We start from the raw sequence: 17,360 nt of genomic DNA on the forward strand, positions 1-17,360 counted from the left end.
ATGGCCATGGGCACAGACGGCCGGATGGCCACGGGCACAGACGGCCGGACGACCACGGATACAGGCGGCCGGATGACCACGGACACGGCGAGGACCGGAGAAGGGGAGAGGGCGATGACAGCAGCTCCGGACAACGGGGAAGAGCGGCTGCGCCGCTGGCGCATGGTGCTCGGCGCGGACAGCGCCGAGAGCACGGGCTGCACGCTCGCCGGCCGCGACGTCGCGATGGACGGTGCGCTGACCGCCCTGTACGGCGGTGGGAAGAAGCCGGGCGGCAGGGGCGGCCACGAGCGGTCCGCGGGGCTCGGGGCGTCAGCGCCTTCCGTCGCCCGCTGGCTCGGCGACATCCGCACCTACTTCCCGAGCTCCGTCGTCCAGATCATGCAGCGCGACGCGATCGACCGCCTCGGACTGTCCGCCCTGCTCCTGGAGCCGGAGATGCTGGAGGCCGTCGAGCCGGACGTCCACCTCGTCGGCACGCTGCTCTCGCTCAGCAAGGCCATGCCCGAGACGACGAAGGAGACGGCACGCGCGGTCGTCCGCAAGGTCGTCGAGGATCTCGAGAAGCGGCTGGCCACCCGTACGAGAGCGACGCTCACCGGGGCGCTGGACCGCTCGGCGCGGATCAGCAGGCCACGGCACCGGGACATCGACTGGGACCGCACCATCCGGGCCAACCTCAAGAACTATCTGCCGGAACACCGCACGATCGTCCCCGAGCGCCTCATCGGATACGGGCGGGCGGCGCAGTCGGTGAAGAAGGACGTCATCCTCTGTATCGACCAGTCGGGGTCCATGGCGGCATCCGTCGTCCACGCCTCGGTCTTCGGAGCGGTGCTCGCTTCCATGCGCACGCTGGCGACCCGGCTCGTCGTGTTCGACACCGCCGTGGTCGACCTCACCGACCAGCTCGACGACCCGGTCGACGTCCTGTTCGGCGTCCAGCTCGGCGGAGGTACGGACATCAACCGGGCGCTCGCCTACTGCCAATCGAAGATCACCCGTCCCGCCGACACCGTCGTCGTGCTCATCAGCGATCTCTACGAGGGCGGCATCCGCAACGAGATGATCAAGCGGGTCGCTGCCATGAAGGCTTCCGGCGTGCAGTTCGTGACACTCCTCGCGCTCTCGGACGAGGGCGCACCCGCCTACGACCGGGAGCATGCGGCCGCGCTGGGGGCGCTCGGCGCACCGGCCTTCGCCTGCACACCGGACCTCTTTCCCGAAGTCATGGCCGCCGCCATCGAGAAACGTCCCCTGCCGATACCGGACAGCGAGGTCCCGGCCTGAGTACTGCCGGGCGGACCGTGGGGTTCCGGAGCGATCCGTCACGGCTCCAGAGCGCTCCGTCACTGCTCCGGAGTACCCGGCTGACCGGATCCGGATCCCCGCTCACCGGTCGAGTGGCGCCGTCGCACCCGTACGGACATGCCGTTTTGTCCCTCACAACCCGGCCACCAGCGCGATCTGTGACCGTAATCACCGCTCAGGTGTGATCTGCAATTTAGGGTCCTGCGGAACGCGGGGATAACCTGCCGGATGGACATGCCGCGTACCCGGACACCGTGTACGCCTCCCTAGTGACCGCGCAGTCACGTTGCCCTTCGCGGCACGCCCACGCAGAAAACCAACCGCGAGACCACTAAAAGGGACGGACGCGCGTGGACCTGTTCGAGTACCAGGCGAGGGACCTCTTCGCCAAGCACGGTGTACCGGTGCTGGCCGGTGAAGTCATCGACACGCCTGAGGCAGCCCGCGAGGCGACCGAGCGGCTGGGCGGCAAGTCAGTCGTCAAGGCGCAGGTGAAGGTCGGCGGCCGCGGCAAGGCCGGTGGCGTCAAGCTGGCCGCCAACCCCGACGAGGCGGTCGCCCGTGCGACCGACATCCTCGGCATGGACATCAAGGGCCACACGGTCCACAACGTGATGATCGCCGAGCTGTCCCCGGAGATCGAGGCGGAGTACTACGTCTCGTACCTCCTCGACCGCACCAACCGCACCTTCCTGGCCATGGCCTCGGTGCAGGGCGGCATGGACATCGAGGAGGTCGCGGAGAAGACCCCCGAGGCCCTCGCGAAGGTCCCGGTCAACGCCGTGGACGGCGTCGACATCGTCAAGGCCCGCGAGATCGTGGCCCAGGCGAAGTTCCCGGCCGACGTGGCCGAGGGTGTCGCCGAGGCCATGGTGACCCTGTGGGACACCTTCGTCGCCGAGGACGCCCTCCTCGTCGAGGTCAACCCGCTGGTGAAGACCAAGGACGGCCGGATCCTGGCCCTGGACGGAAAGGTGTCTCTCGACGAGAACGCCGACTTCCGTCAGCCCGGCCACGAGGCCCTCGAGGACAAGGCCGCGGCCAACCCGCTCGAGGCTGCCGCCAAGGCCAAGAACCTCAACTACGTCAAGCTCGAGGGCGAGGTCGGCATCATCGGTAACGGTGCCGGTCTGGTCATGTCGACGCTGGACGTCGTCGCGTACGCCGGTGAGAACCACGGCAACGTGAAGCCCGCCAACTTCCTCGACATCGGTGGCGGCGCCTCCGCAGAGGTCATGGCGAACGGCCTGGAGATCATCCTCGGCGACCCGGACGTCAAGTCCGTCTTCGTCAACGTCTTCGGTGGCATCACCGCGTGCGACGAGGTCGCCAACGGCATCGTCCAGGCGCTTGAGCTGCTCAAGTCCAAGGGCGAAGCGGTCACCAAGCCGCTCGTCGTGCGCCTCGACGGCAACAACGCGGAGCTGGGTCGCAAGATCCTCTCCGACGCCAACCACCCGCTCGTGCAGCGTGTGGACACCATGGACGGCGCGGCCGACAAGGCCGCCGAGCTCGCCGCGGCTGCGAAGTAAGGGACGAGGGACTCCAACACCATGGCTATCTTCCTCACCAAGGACAGCAAGGTCATCGTCCAGGGGATGACCGGCGCCACGGGCATGAAGCACACCAAGCTCATGCTGGCCGACGGCACCAACATCGTCGGTGGCGTGAACCCGCGCAAGGCCGGTACCTCCGTCGACTTCGACGGCACCGAGGTACCCGTCTTCGGGTCCGTCGCCGAGGCGATCGAGAAGACCGGCGCCGACGTGTCGGTTCTCTTCGTGCCGCCGGCCTTCGCGAAGGCCGCTGTCGTCGAGGCGATCGACGCCGAGATCCCGCTGGCCGTCGTGATCACCGAGGGCATCGCTGTCCACGACTCGGCCGCCTTCTGGGCGTACGCCGGCGCGAAGGGCAACAAGACCCGGATCATCGGCCCGAACTGCCCCGGCCTGATCACCCCCGGTCAGTCCAACGCCGGCATCATCCCGGGCGACATCACCAAGCCCGGCCGCATCGGTCTCGTGTCCAAGTCGGGCACGCTGACCTACCAGATGATGTACGAGCTCCGTGACATCGGCTTCTCCTCCGCCGTCGGCATCGGTGGCGACCCGGTCATCGGCACCACGCACATCGACGCCCTCGCGGCGTTCGAGGCGGACCCCGAGACCGACCTCATCGTGATGATCGGCGAGATCGGCGGCGACGCCGAGGAGCGTGCGGCCGACTACATCGCGAAGAACGTCACGAAGCCGGTCGTCGGTTACGTCGCGGGCTTCACCGCCCCCGAGGGCAAGACCATGGGCCACGCGGGCGCCATCGTCTCCGGCTCCTCCGGCACCGCCGCCGCCAAGAAGGAGGCCCTCGAGGCCGCCGGCGTGAAGGTGGGCAAGACGCCGACCGAGACCGCCAAGCTGGCGCGCGAGATCCTCGGCGGCTGATCGCGCGCCGCGGCCTGTCCGCCGCGGCACCGCGTCACCGCAGCAACGGCTCGGGCCCGCACCCCTCCTGCGAGGGGTGCGGGCCCGAGCCGTTGCCGTACCGGTCAGGGGATCCGCGGCACGAGGCGTTCCGGGCCGTGCGCGAGCTCGCCGCGCAGCTTCTTCTGCAGTTCCAGATCCTGCGGGGTCAACTTCTCCGGGCCGCCGCGCGGGGGCACGCCGCCGACCCGCTCGGCCGGCGCGATCGGCTGTTCGTACTGCGTGGGAGCGGTCTTCAGGGTGAACGCCGTCGTGCCGATGAGCAGCACGGCGAAGCAGATCGCCGCCCGGGTCCAGAGTTCGGCCTTGCGTTCGCTGCCCCTGCGGACGGCCCGGGCCGGTGGTGGTGCGGGCACCTGTTCGGTGAGGGCGAGCGAGCCGAGCCGCTCCTGGAGCAGGGCGGACTGCTCACCGGGGGACACGGGATCCGCCAGTTCGGGCAGCCGCTCGGCGATGGCGGCCCGTGCGTTCAGTAGCCGGCTCGCCGCCGCCGGGGTGCTCGCCTCGGTCTCGGCAGCCGTCTCCGGCAGGTCCAGGCCCACACCGTCGTAGAGCAGCAGGGTGCGCCGGTGTGCCGGCGGCATGGCGAGCAGTGCGTCGAGCAGTGCGCGTCTCCCCGGATCCTCGGGCAGCGCGTCGGGGTGGCGGTGGGCACGGCGCAGCCGGTGCCAGGGTGACATCGCGTATTCGTACGCCGCCGCGCGCACCCAGCCTCCCGGGTCGCGGTCCCTGGCGACCTCGGGCCAGCGCTGCCAGGCGAGCTGGAAGGCGTGCTCGACGGCCTCGTGGGACAGATTCCGGCGTCCGGTCAGCAGGTACGTCTGGTGGACGAGGCCGGTCGCGATGCGTGTGTACAAGGAGTCGAACGCTTCTTCGGCGGCTGTGAACCCCGCCCGCGCCGGTGCCGCGGGTGTGGAGGAGGGGACAGGAGCCGCCTCGGTGCCTGCGGCGGCGCCTGTTCCGGTGCCGGGCTCGGTCGGGGACATCGTGGTGCTCCCGGTGGCTTCGACGGTGGGGGACGGAGATTCCTGCGGTCCCGTGCGGGTGTCTGCGGAGCCGATCAGCCTGGAGTACGCCGTGCGCTTACGGCCCCGTGGGCTGGTGCGCCCTGTCTCCCAGGCGCGGACGGTGGCAGCGGTGACGCCCACGGCCTCCGCGACCTGCTCCTCACTCAGCGCCCTTGCCTCGCGCAGCCGTCGGCGCTCCTTGGGGGAGGGCAACGGTGCGGCGGTGACCGGACCGGTGGGGCTCCGTGTCATGTCCGGCCCCCGTCGACACTGCACTGGGTGAAAAAGTACATAAGCGTATATTGAGCGACACAGCGGCCATTCGCCCGTTACACGGAATAAGCGCGTGTCGTTGGGAGCATGGCCGGGTGACCCAAGTGACCGAGCGCAGCCCGATGTTGCCTGCCGAGCGGAGCAGGTCGGCCGCACTGGCCTCCGCCTTTGTACGCGGGGCGATCGCGGCGGGGCTCGGGCTCGGCTCGCTGTCCGTCCTGGTCATGGTGCTGTGGATCAGCTCCCCCTACCCCGACAGCGGCCCGGGTGAAGCCCTCCATGCGGCGACCGGGCTGTGGCTCCTCGCCCACGGCGCGGAGCTCGTCAGGACCGACACCCTGAGCGGGAACCCGGCCCCCGTGGCGACCGTCCCGCTGCTCCTCGTCGTGCTGCCGGTGTGGCTGGTCCACCGGGCCGCACGGGATTCCGCGGAACCGGAGGAAGGGTCGGCGGTGAGGCATTCGGCCGTCGGCGCGTTCTTCGCGGTGACCGCCGGATACCTGCTGGTGGCGCTGGCCGCAGCGGCGTACGCACGGGGCGGCGGGCTGCCTGCCGAGCGGACCTCTCTCGCCTTCCCGCTCACCGTGGTGGTGGCTGGTGCGGCTGCGGCCGGGGTCTGGGCGGCGTGCGGGCGCCCGGTGGGTCCGCTGATGGTCTGGGCGCCGCTGAAGCTGCAGGAGGCTGTCGCCAGGTCCCGGTTCCGGGCCGGCACGCAGACGGTCCTCCGGTCGGCGGCAGCCGGTGTGACGGTGCTGCTCGGCGGGGGCGCTCTCGTGGTCGCCGTGGCGCTGCTGTGGCACGGGGGAGCCGCCCGGGAGTCCTACCTCGCACTGTCCGGCCACTGGGCGGACCGGGCCGCCGTCCTGCTGCTGGCGCTGGCTCTCGTACCGAATGCGGCGATGTGGGGTGCGGCGTACGGCCTCGGGCCCGGTTTCGCCCTCGGTACGGCGTCCACGGCCACCCCGCTCGCCTTCACCGGGCATCCGGCCCTGCCCGACTTCCCCCTGCTGGCCGCCGTGCCGTCCCCGGGGCCGGGAACGGCCGCGAACTGGGCGGCGGTGGCGGTGCCCGTCGCCGCCGGCCTCGCGGTCGCCCGCTTCACGGCGCGGGGGGCGGCTCCCGGTGACGGGGTGCGCGAGGAGGCCTGGAGTCCACGGGACACGGCGCTGGCGGCGATGCTGGGGGCTGTCGGATGCGGAGTGGGTGCGGCGGTGCTGTCCGCGGCGTCGGGCGGGCCGATGGGCACCGGGGCGCTGGCGGAGTTCGGGCCCGTGTGGTGGCTGGTGGGGCCCGCCGCGCTGGGCTGGACGGCCGTGATCGGCGTACCGGTGGCACTGCTGCTCAGGTTCTGGCGGCTGCGGGAACACCCGTGGGGGTGGCGGCGGAATCCGGTGGAACGTGCGGAGGAGGAGCCGAAGGGGCTGGCCGACGGGAAAGGGGAAGACAGGGCGACGGGGAAGAGCGGCGGCGAGGACGGGGCGGAAGCCGGGCTCCCGGACTCGGAGCTCTACGAATTCCTGCCGACCGACCCGTGGCACGAGGACGATGCCAGGAAGGCGCGCTGGGCCTCGCTCCAGAAGAGTTCCGGCGGGTTGATGGCGGACTTCCCCGCAGTCCCCGGTGGCGACAGCCCCTCGGTGAAGGGTGACGAAACGCCGACCGGCCGGGTTCCGGATGCCCAGGGGCACCCGGAACCCGACCGGGGGACTGCTTCGTAACGGGCGGCTTGCCCGGGCGCTACTTCTTCACGCCGAAGAAGGGCTCCAGCGGCTCCGGCAGCAGATCGTTGCAGGCCAGGGCGCCGGACTTGGTGAGGGCGTCGTTCACGCAGGTGTAGTAGTCGCGGTAGACCAGCTGCACCGTGAACGACGTGGCGACGATCAGCAGAGCGAGCAGCGCGGTGACCAGACCGCTGACAGCCGCCGTGGTCTGCTGCCTGCCGCTGATCTGCGGCGCACCCACGGGCGGTGCCACCGGAGGAGCACCGGGCGGTGTGGGTGCGGGGGCACGGTCCGGGGCCCCACCACCCGTCGCGCCGGGGGCGGCGCTCTGCGCCGGGGTCTTCCGTGGTCCCGCGCGCAGGGCGCTGACCGACCAGTACACAGCGAGTGCGCCGAGGAGCAGCGCGATCTCGGGGAAGTCGAAGAGGGCGAAGAAGAACGCCCACATGCCGCCCAGCACCGCGTAGCGCGCGCGGCGCTGCGCGGGGTCGGTCGGGTCCCAGCGCAGTCCGCCGGGGTTGCCCTCGGGTCCTTGGCCCTGGCCGCCCTGCCCGCCGGTACCGCCGGGACGGCTGCCGAAGCCGCCGTTCTGCCGGCCCGGCTGCTGGTCACTCCACTGGCTGCCCCAGACGGGGCGGTCGTCGGACGGATCCTCGCCGTTACCGCCGCTGACGTTCTTTCCCGCCCCGTGGGACGGGCGGCGCGGCTGCCAGGGCTGGTCGGGCCGGTCCTCGGGCGGGGCGGCGAACGGATTGTCGTCGGAAGGGGAGGTGGAGCCAGGCGCCGACGGGGAGTCCGGTGCGCCGGAGGAGCCCGTCGCGGAGGAGCCCGTCGCGGAGGAGTCCGGCGATGAGGAGGAGTCCGGCGATGAGGACCGGCGTTCCCGCATCAGCGTGAAGGTCCGCTCGGGCAGCGGGTGGCCAAAGGCGGTGCGGAGGCGGTCCGGCATGTGGTGAACGTCTTCCCCATCTCGTCATTTCCGCCCGGAGGACGGTTCCCTGTCCCCTGACGCTACCTCCCGGCCACGCCCCCGTCCCGTGGGGGCCGCTGGGTGTGCCGGTATCGTTGCTGACGGTCGGCCCGTTCGTAGAGTTCCCCGTATCGAGGGGCGAAGTTCTTTCGTACGACCATACAAACGCATCTCCAGCACATCGCACCTGTCTTACCACGCGAGAAAGGGCCCTGCCGTGGCCTCCCCGCCCCCTCCCGCCGCTCCGGCCCGTCTGGTTGTCCTGGTCTCCGGCTCGGGCACGAACCTGCAAGCCCTGCTCGACGCCATCGGTGACGACCCCGAGGGCTACGGCGCCCGGATCGTCGCGGTCGGCGCGGACCGTTACGGCACCCTCGGCCTCGAGCGCGCCGAGCGTGCCGGGCTCCCCACGTTCGTGTGCAAGGTCGGCGAGTACGCGACCCGCGAGGAGTGGGACGCCGCCCTGGCCGACGCCGTGGCGGAACACCGCCCGGACCTCGTCGTGTCCGCGGGGTTCATGAAGATCGTGGGCAAGAGCTTCCTCGCCGGGTTCGGCGGCCGGTTCATCAACACCCACCCCGCCCTGCTCCCCAGCTTTCCCGGTGCCCACGGCGTGCGCGACGCGCTCGCGTACGGCGTGAAGGTCACCGGGTGCACCGTCCACTTCGTCGACGACGGCGTCGACACCGGTCCGATCATCGCGCAGGGCGTGGTCGAGGTGACCGAAGAGGACACCCCGGAGGGCGAAGCGGCCCTCCACGAACGCATCAAGGAAGTCGAGCGCAAGCTGCTCGTCGAGGCCGTAGGGCGGCTCGCCCGCGACGGCTATCGCATTGAGGGACGAAAGGTTCATCTCGGTCATGTCAGTGAATAAGCCCATCCGCCGCGCTCTGGTCAGTGTCTACGACAAGACGGGGCTCGAGGACCTCGCCCGCGGTCTCCACGAGGCGGGTGTCGAGCTGGTCTCCACCGGCTCCACCGCCGGGAAGATCGCTGCAGCCGGGGTGCCGGTCACCAAGGTCGAGGAGCTCACCGGCTTCCCCGAGTGCCTCGACGGCCGTGTCAAGACGCTGCACCCCCGGGTGCACGCCGGCATCCTCGCGGACCTGCGTCTGGACGCCCACCGTGAGCAGCTCGCCGAGCTCGGCGTGGAGCCGTTCGACCTCGTGGTCGTCAACCTGTACCCGTTCAAGGAGACCGTCGCCTCCGGCGCGTCCGACGACGAGTGCGTGGAACAGATCGACATCGGCGGCCCCTCGATGGTCCGCGCCGCCGCCAAGAACCACCCGTCCGTGGCGGTCGTGACCAGCCCCGAGCGCTACGCCGACGTCCTGGCCGCGGTCAGGTCCGGCGGCTTCGACCTGACCGCCCGCAAGCGGCTCGCCGCCGAGGCGTTCCGGCACACCGCGTCGTACGACGTGGCCGTCGCCTCCTGGTTCGCGGACGACTACGCGGCCTCGGACGACTCGGGCCTCCCCGAGTTCCTCGGCGACACCTTCGTACGCAAGAACGTCCTGCGCTACGGCGAGAACCCGCACCAGCCCGCCGCGCTGTACACCTCCGGCGAGGGCGGCCTCGCCGAGGCCGAGCAGCTGCACGGCAAGGAGATGTCCTACAACAACTACACGGACACCGACGCCGCGCGCCGGGCCGCGTACGACCACGCCGAGCCGTGCGTCGCGATCATCAAGCACGCCAACCCGTGCGGCATCGCGATCGCGGACGACGTCGCCGAGGCGCACCGCAACGCCCACGCCTGCGACCCGCTGTCGGCCTTCGGCGGTGTCATCGCCGTCAACCGCCCGGTGACCGTGGCGCTCGCCGAGCAGGTCGCGGAGATCTTCACCGAGGTCATCGTCGCCCCGGCGTACGAGGACGGGGCGGTCGAGATCCTCGCCCGCAAGAAGAACATCCGGGTGCTGCGCTGCCCCGACGCCCTGACCTCCGCGTTCGAGGTGAAGCCCATCGACGGCGGCGCGCTGCTCCAGGTCACCGACCGGCTCCAGGCCGACGGCGACGACCCGGCCGCCTGGACCCTCGCGACCGGCGAGGCGCTCTCCGCGGACGAGCTCAGGGAGCTCGCCTTCGCGTGGAAGGCCTGCCGTGCGGTCAAGTCCAATGCGATCCTGCTCGCCAAGGGCGGCGCCTCGGTCGGCGTCGGCATGGGCCAGGTCAACCGCGTCGACTCCGCCAAGCTCGCCGTCGAGCGGGCCGGCGAGGAGCGGGCGCGCGGTGCGTACGCCGCGTCCGACGCCTTCTTCCCCTTCCCCGACGGCCTGGAGATCCTCACCGCCGCCGGGATCAGGGCCGTGGCCCAGCCGGGCGGCTCGGTCCGCGACGAACTGGTGATCGAGGCGGCGAAGAAGGCCGGCGTGACCATGTACTTCACGGGAACGCGTCACTTCTTCCACTGACGAGCCCGCAGTGATCCGGCACAGGCCGCACCCGCTCCGGGTGCGGCCTGTGCCGCGTCCCGGCGTACGGAGATCAGTCGTCCCTCTGTTCTAATGAATGGCCTTGTCGGGCCGTAAGGGCTGGACCGGTACGACCGGCAGAGACCAGCGAGGGAATCCGTTGCGGGGGCATCGTGCTTGACCTGAACCAGAGCGACACGGACGTGCCCGACGACCGGGAGCAGCCGGAAACGGCCCCCGACCGGCCCGGCGGTCCGTCGAGCCCCGGGCCGCTGCGCCCCTATCTGATCGTGGCCGCACTCCTGTGCACGCTCTACTTCCTTTACGCGTATCTGCGGTACAGCCACTTCGAATCGCCCTCCTGGGACCTGGGCATCTTCGAACAGGAGGTGCGCGCGTACGCCGGGTTCAACGCCCCGGTCGTCAACATCAAGGGCCCCGGCTATCTGATACTCGGCGACCACTTCAGCCCCGTGGTGGCGCTCCTCGTCCCCCTCTACTGGATCTGGCCTTCCGCCCTCGCGCTGCTGTTCGCCCAGTCCGCCCTGTTCGCTGCCTCCGCAGTCATCGTGGGGCGTACCGTCCAGCAGATCCTGGGCGGCCGTTCCGGTCTCTGTGCAACGGTCGCGTACGGGCTCTCCTGGGGCCTCCAGGAGGCGGTGAAGGCCGACTTCCACGAAATAGCGTTCGCCGTCCCACTGATCGCCCTCGTCTGCCGCGCGCTCCTTCTGCAGCGCTGGACGGCCGCAGTCCTCTGGGCGCTGCCCCTGGTCCTGATCAAGGAGGACCTCGGGGTCACCGTCGCGGTCGTCGGAGCCCTCCTCGCCCTCTACGGGCGACGGCTCCAGGGACTGCTGCTGGCGGCCTTCGGAGTGTTCGCCTTCGCGCTGACCGTGCTCGTCCTCATACCGGCGGCCAGCAGTGCGGGCACGTACGACTACTGGAAGAAGATCGACAAGAACGGTGAGCAGGAGGTCTCCCTGCTCGACTCCGTCCTCGGCGTCCTCGACTCCTCCGTCAAGGTGGAGATGCTGATCTTCCTGGTCGGCATCACCGCGTTCATGGCGCTGCGCTCACCCCTGATCCTGCTCGTCCTGCCCACGCTCGGCTGGCGGCTGCTGTCCCAGGACTCCAACCACTGGGGCATGGTCTGGCACTACAGCGCGATCCTCATGCCGGTCGTCTTCCTGGCGATGGCCGACGGCATTCGCCGGAGCCGCGCCTCGCATCGGCCCTGGCTCCTCGCGTACGCGAACGTCGCCGTGCCCGTGGCAGCCGCGATCGCCGTGACCCTCACCCAGCACCTTCCCCTGCGCGACCTGCTGCGCCCGGAGTTCTACCGCTCCGACGCGCGCGTCGAGGCGGCCGAGGAGGCTCTGGACGCCATCCCCGAGGGTGCGCGCGTGGAGACGGACATCACCCTGATGGCACACCTGACCGGTGACCGCACGGTGTACTGGGTCGGCGGCGCCCCCGGTACCGCTCCCGACATCGTCGCGATCAACCTGGACTTCGGCTGGTCGACGCCGATCGAGGACCCGGTGAAATACGCGCAGCAGCTGCATCCCGAGGCGCGGTACCGCCTCAAGCACCGGTCGGGGCCCTTCATCGTGATGGAGCGGACCACCCCGGCGCCGTCCGGTTTCCGCTCCTGAGCACAGCCGCGAGGCCCGGAGAACGCCGAAGGCCGCAGGCCCCGCGGAACACGGGAGCTGCGGCCTTGCCGGTGGACTGCACTCCACCCGGTGGATCAGTACTGCGGCTGCTGCCGGCGGTTGAACCAGCTGCCACCGTCGGACTTCGCCACGAAGACGACGACGAGGACGGCCAGAACGGTGTGGACGAGGCCGACCACGATGAACGGGTAGATGCCGAGGATCGCGGTGATCACGCCGAAGACCATCGCGGTGATGCGGATGCCGTTGCCACCGCTGCCGAACTTCACGGCGAGGAACACGGCGAGGACACCCCAAAGCACCGCGAAGGCGACGATGCCCCACAGGGCGTTGCCCGAGTAGTCCGCGAGCTCCTGGAACTGGACGTCCTCCTGCAACGAGGCGTCGTTCTTGGCGGCGTTCACGGCCGCGGCGGCGATCGCGAAGATGATCGCCCCGATCAGCTGGAGGCCGGCGATCACGTAGAGCATGACCCGCGCGGACTTCACGCCGCCTGGCATCTCCGTGGGAATGCCGGGGAAGCCGCCGTAGCCGCCCTGGACCGGCGGCGCCTGCGGATAGCCGTAGCCCTGCTGCGGCACGCCCTGGGGGGCCTGCTGCGGATAGCCGTAGCCCGGCTGCTGCCCGCCCGGCTGCTGGCCCTGCTGCTGGCCGTAGGGGTTGTTGGGGTCGCCGAAGCTCATGGCGAAATTCCTCCGTTGCAAATGTGCGGGGACGACGCGGTCCGGGCGGAGGAATGATGCGCAAGTCTGAATACGGTTGGTCCCCCCGACACTGTCCGCGGTACTGCGCGCCTCATCGTCGTCCTGACATCGGCTTTCTGTCCAGTCAACAGGCGAATGCGTTGTGCAAGTGCAACCTCGTGTCCACGGTGCAACCCAGAATTGGTATGCGGGTGGGGTCATCCGCGAGGATAGGTGTCATGACTGCCCAGATTCTCGATGGCAAGGCCACCGCAGCTGCGATCAAATCCGATCTGACCGTCCGCGTGGCGGCCCTCAAGGCGCAGGGCATCACCCCCGGCCTGGGAACCCTGCTCGTCGGGGACGACCCTGGCAGCCGGTGGTACGTGAACGGCAAGCACCGTGACTGCGCACAGGTCGGCATCGGCTCCATCCAGCGTGAACTCCCCGACACCGCCACCCAGGAGGACATCGAGGAGGTCGTACGGGAGCTCAACGCCAACCCCGAATGCACGGGCTACATCGTGCAGCTCCCCCTTCCCAAGGGCATCGACACCAACCGTGTCCTCGAGCTGATGGACCCGGCGAAGGACGCCGACGGGCTGCACCCCATGAGCCTCGGCAAGCTCGTGCTGAACGAGACCGGCCCGCTGCCCTGCACCCCGCAGGGTGTCGTCACGCTGCTCCGCAAGCACGGTGTGGAGATCAACGGTGCTCATGTGGTGGTCGTCGGGCGCGGTGTCACCATCGGCCGCTCGATCCCGCTGCTGCTGACCCGTAAGTCCGAGAACGCGACCGTCACCCAGTGCCACACCGGCACGCGTGATCTCTCGGCCCACCTCAAGCAGGCCGACATCATCGTCGCCGCCGCCGGTGTCCCGCACCTCATCAAGCCCGAGGACGTGAAGCCGGGCGCGGCCGTGCTCGACGTCGGCGTCAGCAGGGACGAGAACGGCAAGATCGTCGGCGATGTGCACCCCGGTGTCGCCGAGGTCGCCGCGTGGGTCGCCCCGAACCCGGGCGGTGTCGGACCCATGACCCGTGCCCAGCTGCTGGTCAACGTGGTCGAGGCGGCCGAGCGTGCGGCGGCCGATGCCTCTGCCGTCTCCGCCGGCTGATCCGGGCCGGTAGGAGCGTCATGGGTGCTGGTACGAGTCCGGCGGACGGTACGCGCGCCGACGAGGCTGTTGAGACGGACGAGGCGGTTGAGCCCAGCGGTCCGGACGAGGCGGTTTCGACCAAGGGTGCGGATGAGGTGGTAGTGACGGACGGTCCGGATGAGACGGCTGCGACCGACGTTCCGGCTGGGCCGCCCACGACGGGTGAGTCCGACGAGGCGCTCGCGGTCGGTGGGTCCACGTCCGACGAAGCACCGGTGGTCGGTGAGTCCGACGAGGCACCGGCGGCAGGCGAGTCCGAGGCGGTGTCCCCGGCGGCAGGCGAGTCCGAGGCGGTGTCCCCGGCGGCGGGTGAGTCCGAGGCGGTGTCCCCGGCGGCGGGTGAGTCCGAGGCGGTGTCCCCGGCGGGTGCCGGCGGCGGCTCGACCCGGGCGCCTTCGCGGCGCTTCTCGCTGACCCGTGACACCGCCCGCCCCGAGGGCGGCGGCCGTGCGGCGCCGGGGGACGCTCCCGCGCCCGCCCGGCAGTGGCCGCTGCTCACCGTGCTCTGCACCGCCGGTGTCGGGCTGCTGATCGTGGGGGCCGACCCCTTCGACCAAGCCTTCAGGATCGGCGCGATGCTGATGGGCTTCGCCCTCCTCGCGGGGGCGGTGCTGCGCTGGGTGGTTCCCTCGGTCGGCATGCTCGCCGTGCGGTCCCGGTTCACCGACCTCGTCACGTACGGCCTGATGGGCACCCTGATCGTCCTGCTCGCGCTGATGGCGCAGCCCAAGCCGTGGCTGGACGTCCCCATCCTGGAGGACGTCGTCCACTTCACCATCCGCTAGAAGTCCGGGGTGTCCGTCCCCTCCCCCGAGGAGGGACGGACACCGGACGGGACGTCCCGGAGCAAGAAACGCCGGAATGCGGTGACTTGAGCGGCCTTGCCCCGTCCTGCCTCCAGGCTCATGGACATGAGGTGTCCGGTTCAAGGGATGGCGGTGGCCTGTGGCACGGAAGTGACCATTCCGCCACGGTGTGATCGCCGCGCAACGATGGCAGACTGATCCGGCATACGCCACAGGCGTACGACGGAGCGTGTGGTGACGCCGAATGCACCCATGCGCCCCCCTGTGAGGAACTGACACCTTGGCTTTACGCATCCTCGTGGGTAGTTCAGAAGCGGGAGACCGCCGGTTCTGAGTGGGGCGTCGGGACTCGGTGTCACGGAGCGGGGGCGCGTCGGGCACGTTCGGGGGAATTGGATGAGGGGGAGTAATGCCTCGTTGGAAGGCACTACCGGAGGAACTCGACCCGCAGGTCAAGGAGTTCGCCAACCAGCTGCGCAGGCTGGTCGACCGGAGCGGGCTGAGCATCGCCGCGGTGGCTGACCGCACGGGCTACAGCAAGACGTCCTGGGAGCGTTATCTCAACGGCAGGCTGCTCGCGCCCAAGGGAGCGATCGTCGCGCTCGCCGAGGTGACAGGCACCAACCAGAACCACCTGACGACCATGTGGGAGCTGGCGGAGCGTGCCTGGAGCCGCTCCGAGATGCGCCACGACATGACGATGGAAGCCATACGGATCTCGCAGGCGCGTGCGGCGCTCGGCGAGTTCGGGCCGACCTCGGCCCCCGCGGCCGGCCGGAGCAACCGGTCCGGTGGACGGGCGGGCGCGGGAGCAGGGGTCTCCACCGCGCCAGGGCCCGGGGAGGACATGCGCGACGCGAGCCGTCCACCGTCCGTACCGGTCCAGCGGGGAGCCGTTCCGCGCATCCCGCAGCAGCCGCGGCACGGGGCGGGGCCGGATGCAGGTGCCCCGGGCGGCGCCGGTCCCGCGGACGGATTCCACGCCGCCGGTGCGGGGGCGCAGCCGCCGGACCGGCGCGCGAGGCGGGCCGGACAGCCCGGCAGCCGTCGCAAGCTGACGATGTTCCTCGTGGGTGTGGTGGGCGCCCTGCTCGTGATAGCCGGCGCGGTGCTGCTCACCGATCTGGGCGCGGACGACGGTGGGAACAAGGCCGTGACCCCGTCCGCCGAGCCGAGCACCGCCGCGCCGGAGCTGCCGGCCGGGGTCGAGTGCACCGGCGCGGCGTGCACCGGACAGGACCCGGAAGCCATGGGCTGCGGAGGCCAGTTCGCGAGCACGGTCTCCAGGGCAACGGTGGGCGCCAGCCTCGTCGAGGTCCGTTACAGCAAGACCTGTGCGGCCGCGTGGGCCCGTATAACGAAGGCCACCCCCGGAGACACCGTTCGGATCAGCGCGGGCGGGGGCGCGGGCGCGCAGGACGGCACGGTCGACGCGGACGCGGACGCGTACACCCCGATGGTCGCGGTGAAGAAGGCTTCGGACGCGAAGGCTTGCGCGACGCTCGCCTCCGGTACGGAGGGCTGCACCACACCTGAGTAGGACATACGGGCGGACGGACAGCTGCGGTACGTGACCGGCTGTGTGCGGTCCCACAGGGGGGTGGGCGGCCGGGGGGACCGGGGTCGGATAGCCTGACCGCTGGATATCTCTTCACATCAAGATTCAGAGATATCCAGCACCAGGGGCAGGGACCCCCACCGCCAGCTGTCTAACGGAGATCGCCATGACCCGCACTCCCGTGAATGTCACCGTGACCGGCGCAGCCGGCCAGATCGGCTACGCGCTGCTCTTCCGCATCGCCTCCGGCCACCTGCTCGGCCCGGACGTGCCGGTCAACCTGCGACTCCTCGAGATCCCGCAGGGTCTGAAGGCCGCCGAGGGCACCGCGATGGAGCTCGACGACTGCGCCTTCCCGCTGCTGCGCAACATCGAGATCACGGACGACGCCAACGTCGGCTTCGCCGGCGCGAACGTCGCCCTCCTGGTCGGCGCCCGCCCGCGTACGAAGGGCATGGAGCGCGGCGACCTGCTCTCCGCCAACGGCGGCATCTTCAAGCCGCAGGGCAAGGCCATCAACGACAACGCCGCGGACGACATCAAGGTCCTCGTCGTCGGCAACCCGGCCAACACCAACGCGCTCATCGCGCAGGCCGCCGCCCCGGACGTACCGGCCGAGCGCTTCACCGCGATGACCCGTCTGGACCACAACCGCGCGATCTCGCAGCTGGCCGCGCGGACCGGTGCCGCCGTCTCCGACATCAAGCGGCTGACGATCTGGGGCAACCACTCGGCGACCCAGTACCCGGACATCTACCACGCGGAGATCGCCGGCAAGAACGCCGCCGAGGTCGTCAACGACGAGGCCTGGCTGGCCGACACCTTCATCCCGACCGTCGCCAAGCGTGGCGCCGCGATCATCGAGGCGCGTGGCGCGTCCTCGGCCGCCTCGGCCGCCAACGCCGCCATCGACCACGTGCACACGTGGATCAACGGCACCGCCGAGGGCGACTGGACCTCGATGGGCATCCCGTCGGACGGCTCCTACGGCGTCCCCGAGGGCATCATCTCCTCCTTCCCGGTCACCACGAAGGACGGCACGTACGAGATCGTCCAGGGCCTGGACATCAACGAGTTCTCCCGTGCGCGCATCGACGCCTCGGTGCAGGAGCTCACCGAGGAGCGCGACGCGGTCCGCGAGCTCGGCCTGATCTGACCGGACTCCGGCCCCGGCCGGACCGGATCCATGCGAAGAGGCGCCCCCGGCAGCACGTGCTGCCGGGGGCCTCATCTCGGCGGAGGTCCGTGGCCGGTCGGCGTACTTCAGCAGATCCGGGACGAGAGCGTCGGCGTCGTCGAGGGTG

14 protein-coding genes are annotated in these 17,360 nt (G+C 70.6%); 11 read left to right on the forward strand and 3 right to left on the reverse strand.

The features are described 5' to 3' along the window. Positions 1-114: 114 nt before the first annotated feature. The 3 genes from ABZS61_RS28025 (at position 115) to sucD (ending at position 3,749) form a co-directional block, all read left to right on the forward strand. The gene (locus ABZS61_RS28025) at positions 115-1,290 is read left to right on the forward strand and encodes a VWA domain-containing protein (RefSeq protein WP_356426949.1); all 1,176 of its coding nucleotides are present in this window, start codon (positions 115-117) and stop codon (positions 1,288-1,290) included. Positions 1,291-1,661: 371 nt separating this feature from the next. Beyond that, the gene (sucC, locus tag ABZS61_RS28030) at positions 1,662-2,843 is read left to right on the forward strand and encodes an ADP-forming succinate--CoA ligase subunit beta (protein ID WP_351175202.1); all 1,182 of its coding nucleotides are present in this window, start codon (positions 1,662-1,664) and stop codon (positions 2,841-2,843) included. Between the two features lie 21 nt (positions 2,844-2,864). After that, positions 2,865-3,749 carry a succinate--CoA ligase subunit alpha gene (gene sucD / locus ABZS61_RS28035; protein WP_356426953.1) on the forward strand — a complete coding sequence of 295 codons (885 nt, stop codon included), beginning with the start codon at positions 2,865-2,867 and terminating at the stop codon, positions 3,747-3,749. A gap of 104 nt (positions 3,750-3,853) precedes the next feature. Here the strand turns inward: sucD and ABZS61_RS28040 are convergent, their stop codons facing one another. Then, positions 3,854-5,047 (reverse strand): helix-turn-helix domain-containing protein, encoded by a 1,194-nt coding sequence (locus ABZS61_RS28040; protein ID WP_356426956.1) that lies wholly within the window; start codon positions 5,045-5,047, stop codon positions 3,854-3,856. Between the two features lie 125 nt (positions 5,048-5,172). Between ABZS61_RS28040 and ABZS61_RS28045 the strand changes: the two genes are divergently transcribed. Beyond that, positions 5,173-6,786, forward strand: a complete 1,614-nt coding sequence (locus tag ABZS61_RS28045; RefSeq protein WP_356427008.1) for a DUF6350 family protein — start codon at positions 5,173-5,175, stop codon at positions 6,784-6,786. Positions 6,787-6,805: 19 nt separating this feature from the next. On the opposite strand, the gene ABZS61_RS28050 is transcribed toward ABZS61_RS28045, so the two are convergent. After that, positions 6,806-7,738, reverse strand: coding sequence for a hypothetical protein (locus ABZS61_RS28050; protein WP_356426959.1), 933 nt, complete (start codon positions 7,736-7,738; stop codon positions 6,806-6,808). A gap of 238 nt (positions 7,739-7,976) precedes the next feature. Here ABZS61_RS28050 and purN point away from each other — a divergent pair, with 238 nt between their 5' ends. From purN to ABZS61_RS28065, 3 genes are all read left to right on the forward strand, one after another. Further along, complete coding sequence (gene purN / locus ABZS61_RS28055) at positions 7,977-8,633, forward strand: phosphoribosylglycinamide formyltransferase (RefSeq protein WP_356426962.1); 657 nt, start codon at positions 7,977-7,979, stop codon at positions 8,631-8,633. Then, positions 8,620-10,173 carry a bifunctional phosphoribosylaminoimidazolecarboxamide formyltransferase/IMP cyclohydrolase gene (purH, locus tag ABZS61_RS28060; RefSeq protein WP_356426965.1) on the forward strand — a complete coding sequence of 518 codons (1,554 nt, stop codon included), beginning with the start codon at positions 8,620-8,622 and terminating at the stop codon, positions 10,171-10,173. The genes purN and purH overlap by 14 nt, the downstream gene beginning before the upstream one ends. 173 nt (positions 10,174-10,346) lie before the next feature. Beyond that, positions 10,347-11,828: a DUF2079 domain-containing protein gene (locus tag ABZS61_RS28065; protein ID WP_356426968.1), complete on the forward strand. Its 1,482-nt coding sequence runs from the start codon at positions 10,347-10,349 to the stop codon at positions 11,826-11,828. A gap of 95 nt (positions 11,829-11,923) precedes the next feature. Here the strand turns inward: ABZS61_RS28065 and ABZS61_RS28070 are convergent, their stop codons facing one another. Then, positions 11,924-12,532 (reverse strand): hypothetical protein, encoded by a 609-nt coding sequence (locus ABZS61_RS28070; RefSeq protein WP_356426971.1) that lies wholly within the window; start codon positions 12,530-12,532, stop codon positions 11,924-11,926. A gap of 239 nt (positions 12,533-12,771) precedes the next feature. On the opposite strand from ABZS61_RS28070, the gene ABZS61_RS28075 reads away from it, so the two are divergent. From ABZS61_RS28075 to ABZS61_RS28090, 4 genes are all read left to right on the forward strand, one after another. Next, complete coding sequence (locus ABZS61_RS28075; RefSeq protein ID WP_356426974.1) at positions 12,772-13,650, forward strand: bifunctional methylenetetrahydrofolate dehydrogenase/methenyltetrahydrofolate cyclohydrolase; 879 nt, start codon at positions 12,772-12,774, stop codon at positions 13,648-13,650. A 20-nt stretch (positions 13,651-13,670) separates the two neighbouring features. Then, complete coding sequence (locus ABZS61_RS28080; protein WP_356426977.1) at positions 13,671-14,477, forward strand: DUF3017 domain-containing protein; 807 nt, start codon at positions 13,671-13,673, stop codon at positions 14,475-14,477. Positions 14,478-14,907: 430 nt separating this feature from the next. Further along, a complete protein-coding gene (locus tag ABZS61_RS28085) occupies positions 14,908-16,038 on the forward strand; it encodes an XRE family transcriptional regulator (RefSeq protein ID WP_356426980.1) in 1,131 nt (376 codons plus the stop codon). A 184-nt stretch (positions 16,039-16,222) separates the two neighbouring features. Continuing rightward, the gene (locus ABZS61_RS28090; RefSeq protein ID WP_356426983.1) at positions 16,223-17,212 is read left to right on the forward strand and encodes a malate dehydrogenase; all 990 of its coding nucleotides are present in this window, start codon (positions 16,223-16,225) and stop codon (positions 17,210-17,212) included. Positions 17,213-17,360: the final 148 nt, after the last annotated feature.

The sequence above is a fragment of the Streptomyces sp. NPDC005566 genome (assembly GCF_040605575.1).
Lineage (GTDB): Bacteria > Actinomycetota > Actinomycetes > Streptomycetales > Streptomycetaceae > Streptomyces.

Coding starts and splice junctions, on each gene's coding strand:
- ABZS61_RS28070 (WP_356426971.1), bottom strand. CDS start 12,532: ATGAGCTTCGGCGACCCCAACAACCCCTACGGCCAGCAGCAGGGCCAG.
- ABZS61_RS28050 (WP_356426959.1), bottom strand. CDS start 7,738: ATGCCGGACCGCCTCCGCACCGCCTTTGGCCACCCGCTGCCCGAGCGG.
- sucD (WP_356426953.1), top strand. CDS start 2,865: ATGGCTATCTTCCTCACCAAGGACAGCAAGGTCATCGTCCAGGGGATG.
- ABZS61_RS28025 (WP_356426949.1), top strand. CDS start 115: ATGACAGCAGCTCCGGACAACGGGGAAGAGCGGCTGCGCCGCTGGCGC.
- ABZS61_RS28075 (WP_356426974.1), top strand. CDS start 12,772: ATGACTGCCCAGATTCTCGATGGCAAGGCCACCGCAGCTGCGATCAAA.
- purH (WP_356426965.1), top strand. CDS start 8,620: ATGTCAGTGAATAAGCCCATCCGCCGCGCTCTGGTCAGTGTCTACGAC.
- ABZS61_RS28085 (WP_356426980.1), top strand. CDS start 14,908: ATGCCTCGTTGGAAGGCACTACCGGAGGAACTCGACCCGCAGGTCAAG.
- ABZS61_RS28040 (WP_356426956.1), bottom strand. CDS start 5,047: ATGACACGGAGCCCCACCGGTCCGGTCACCGCCGCACCGTTGCCCTCC.
- ABZS61_RS28090 (WP_356426983.1), top strand. CDS start 16,223: ATGACCCGCACTCCCGTGAATGTCACCGTGACCGGCGCAGCCGGCCAG.
- ABZS61_RS28080 (WP_356426977.1), top strand. CDS start 13,671: ATGGGTGCTGGTACGAGTCCGGCGGACGGTACGCGCGCCGACGAGGCT.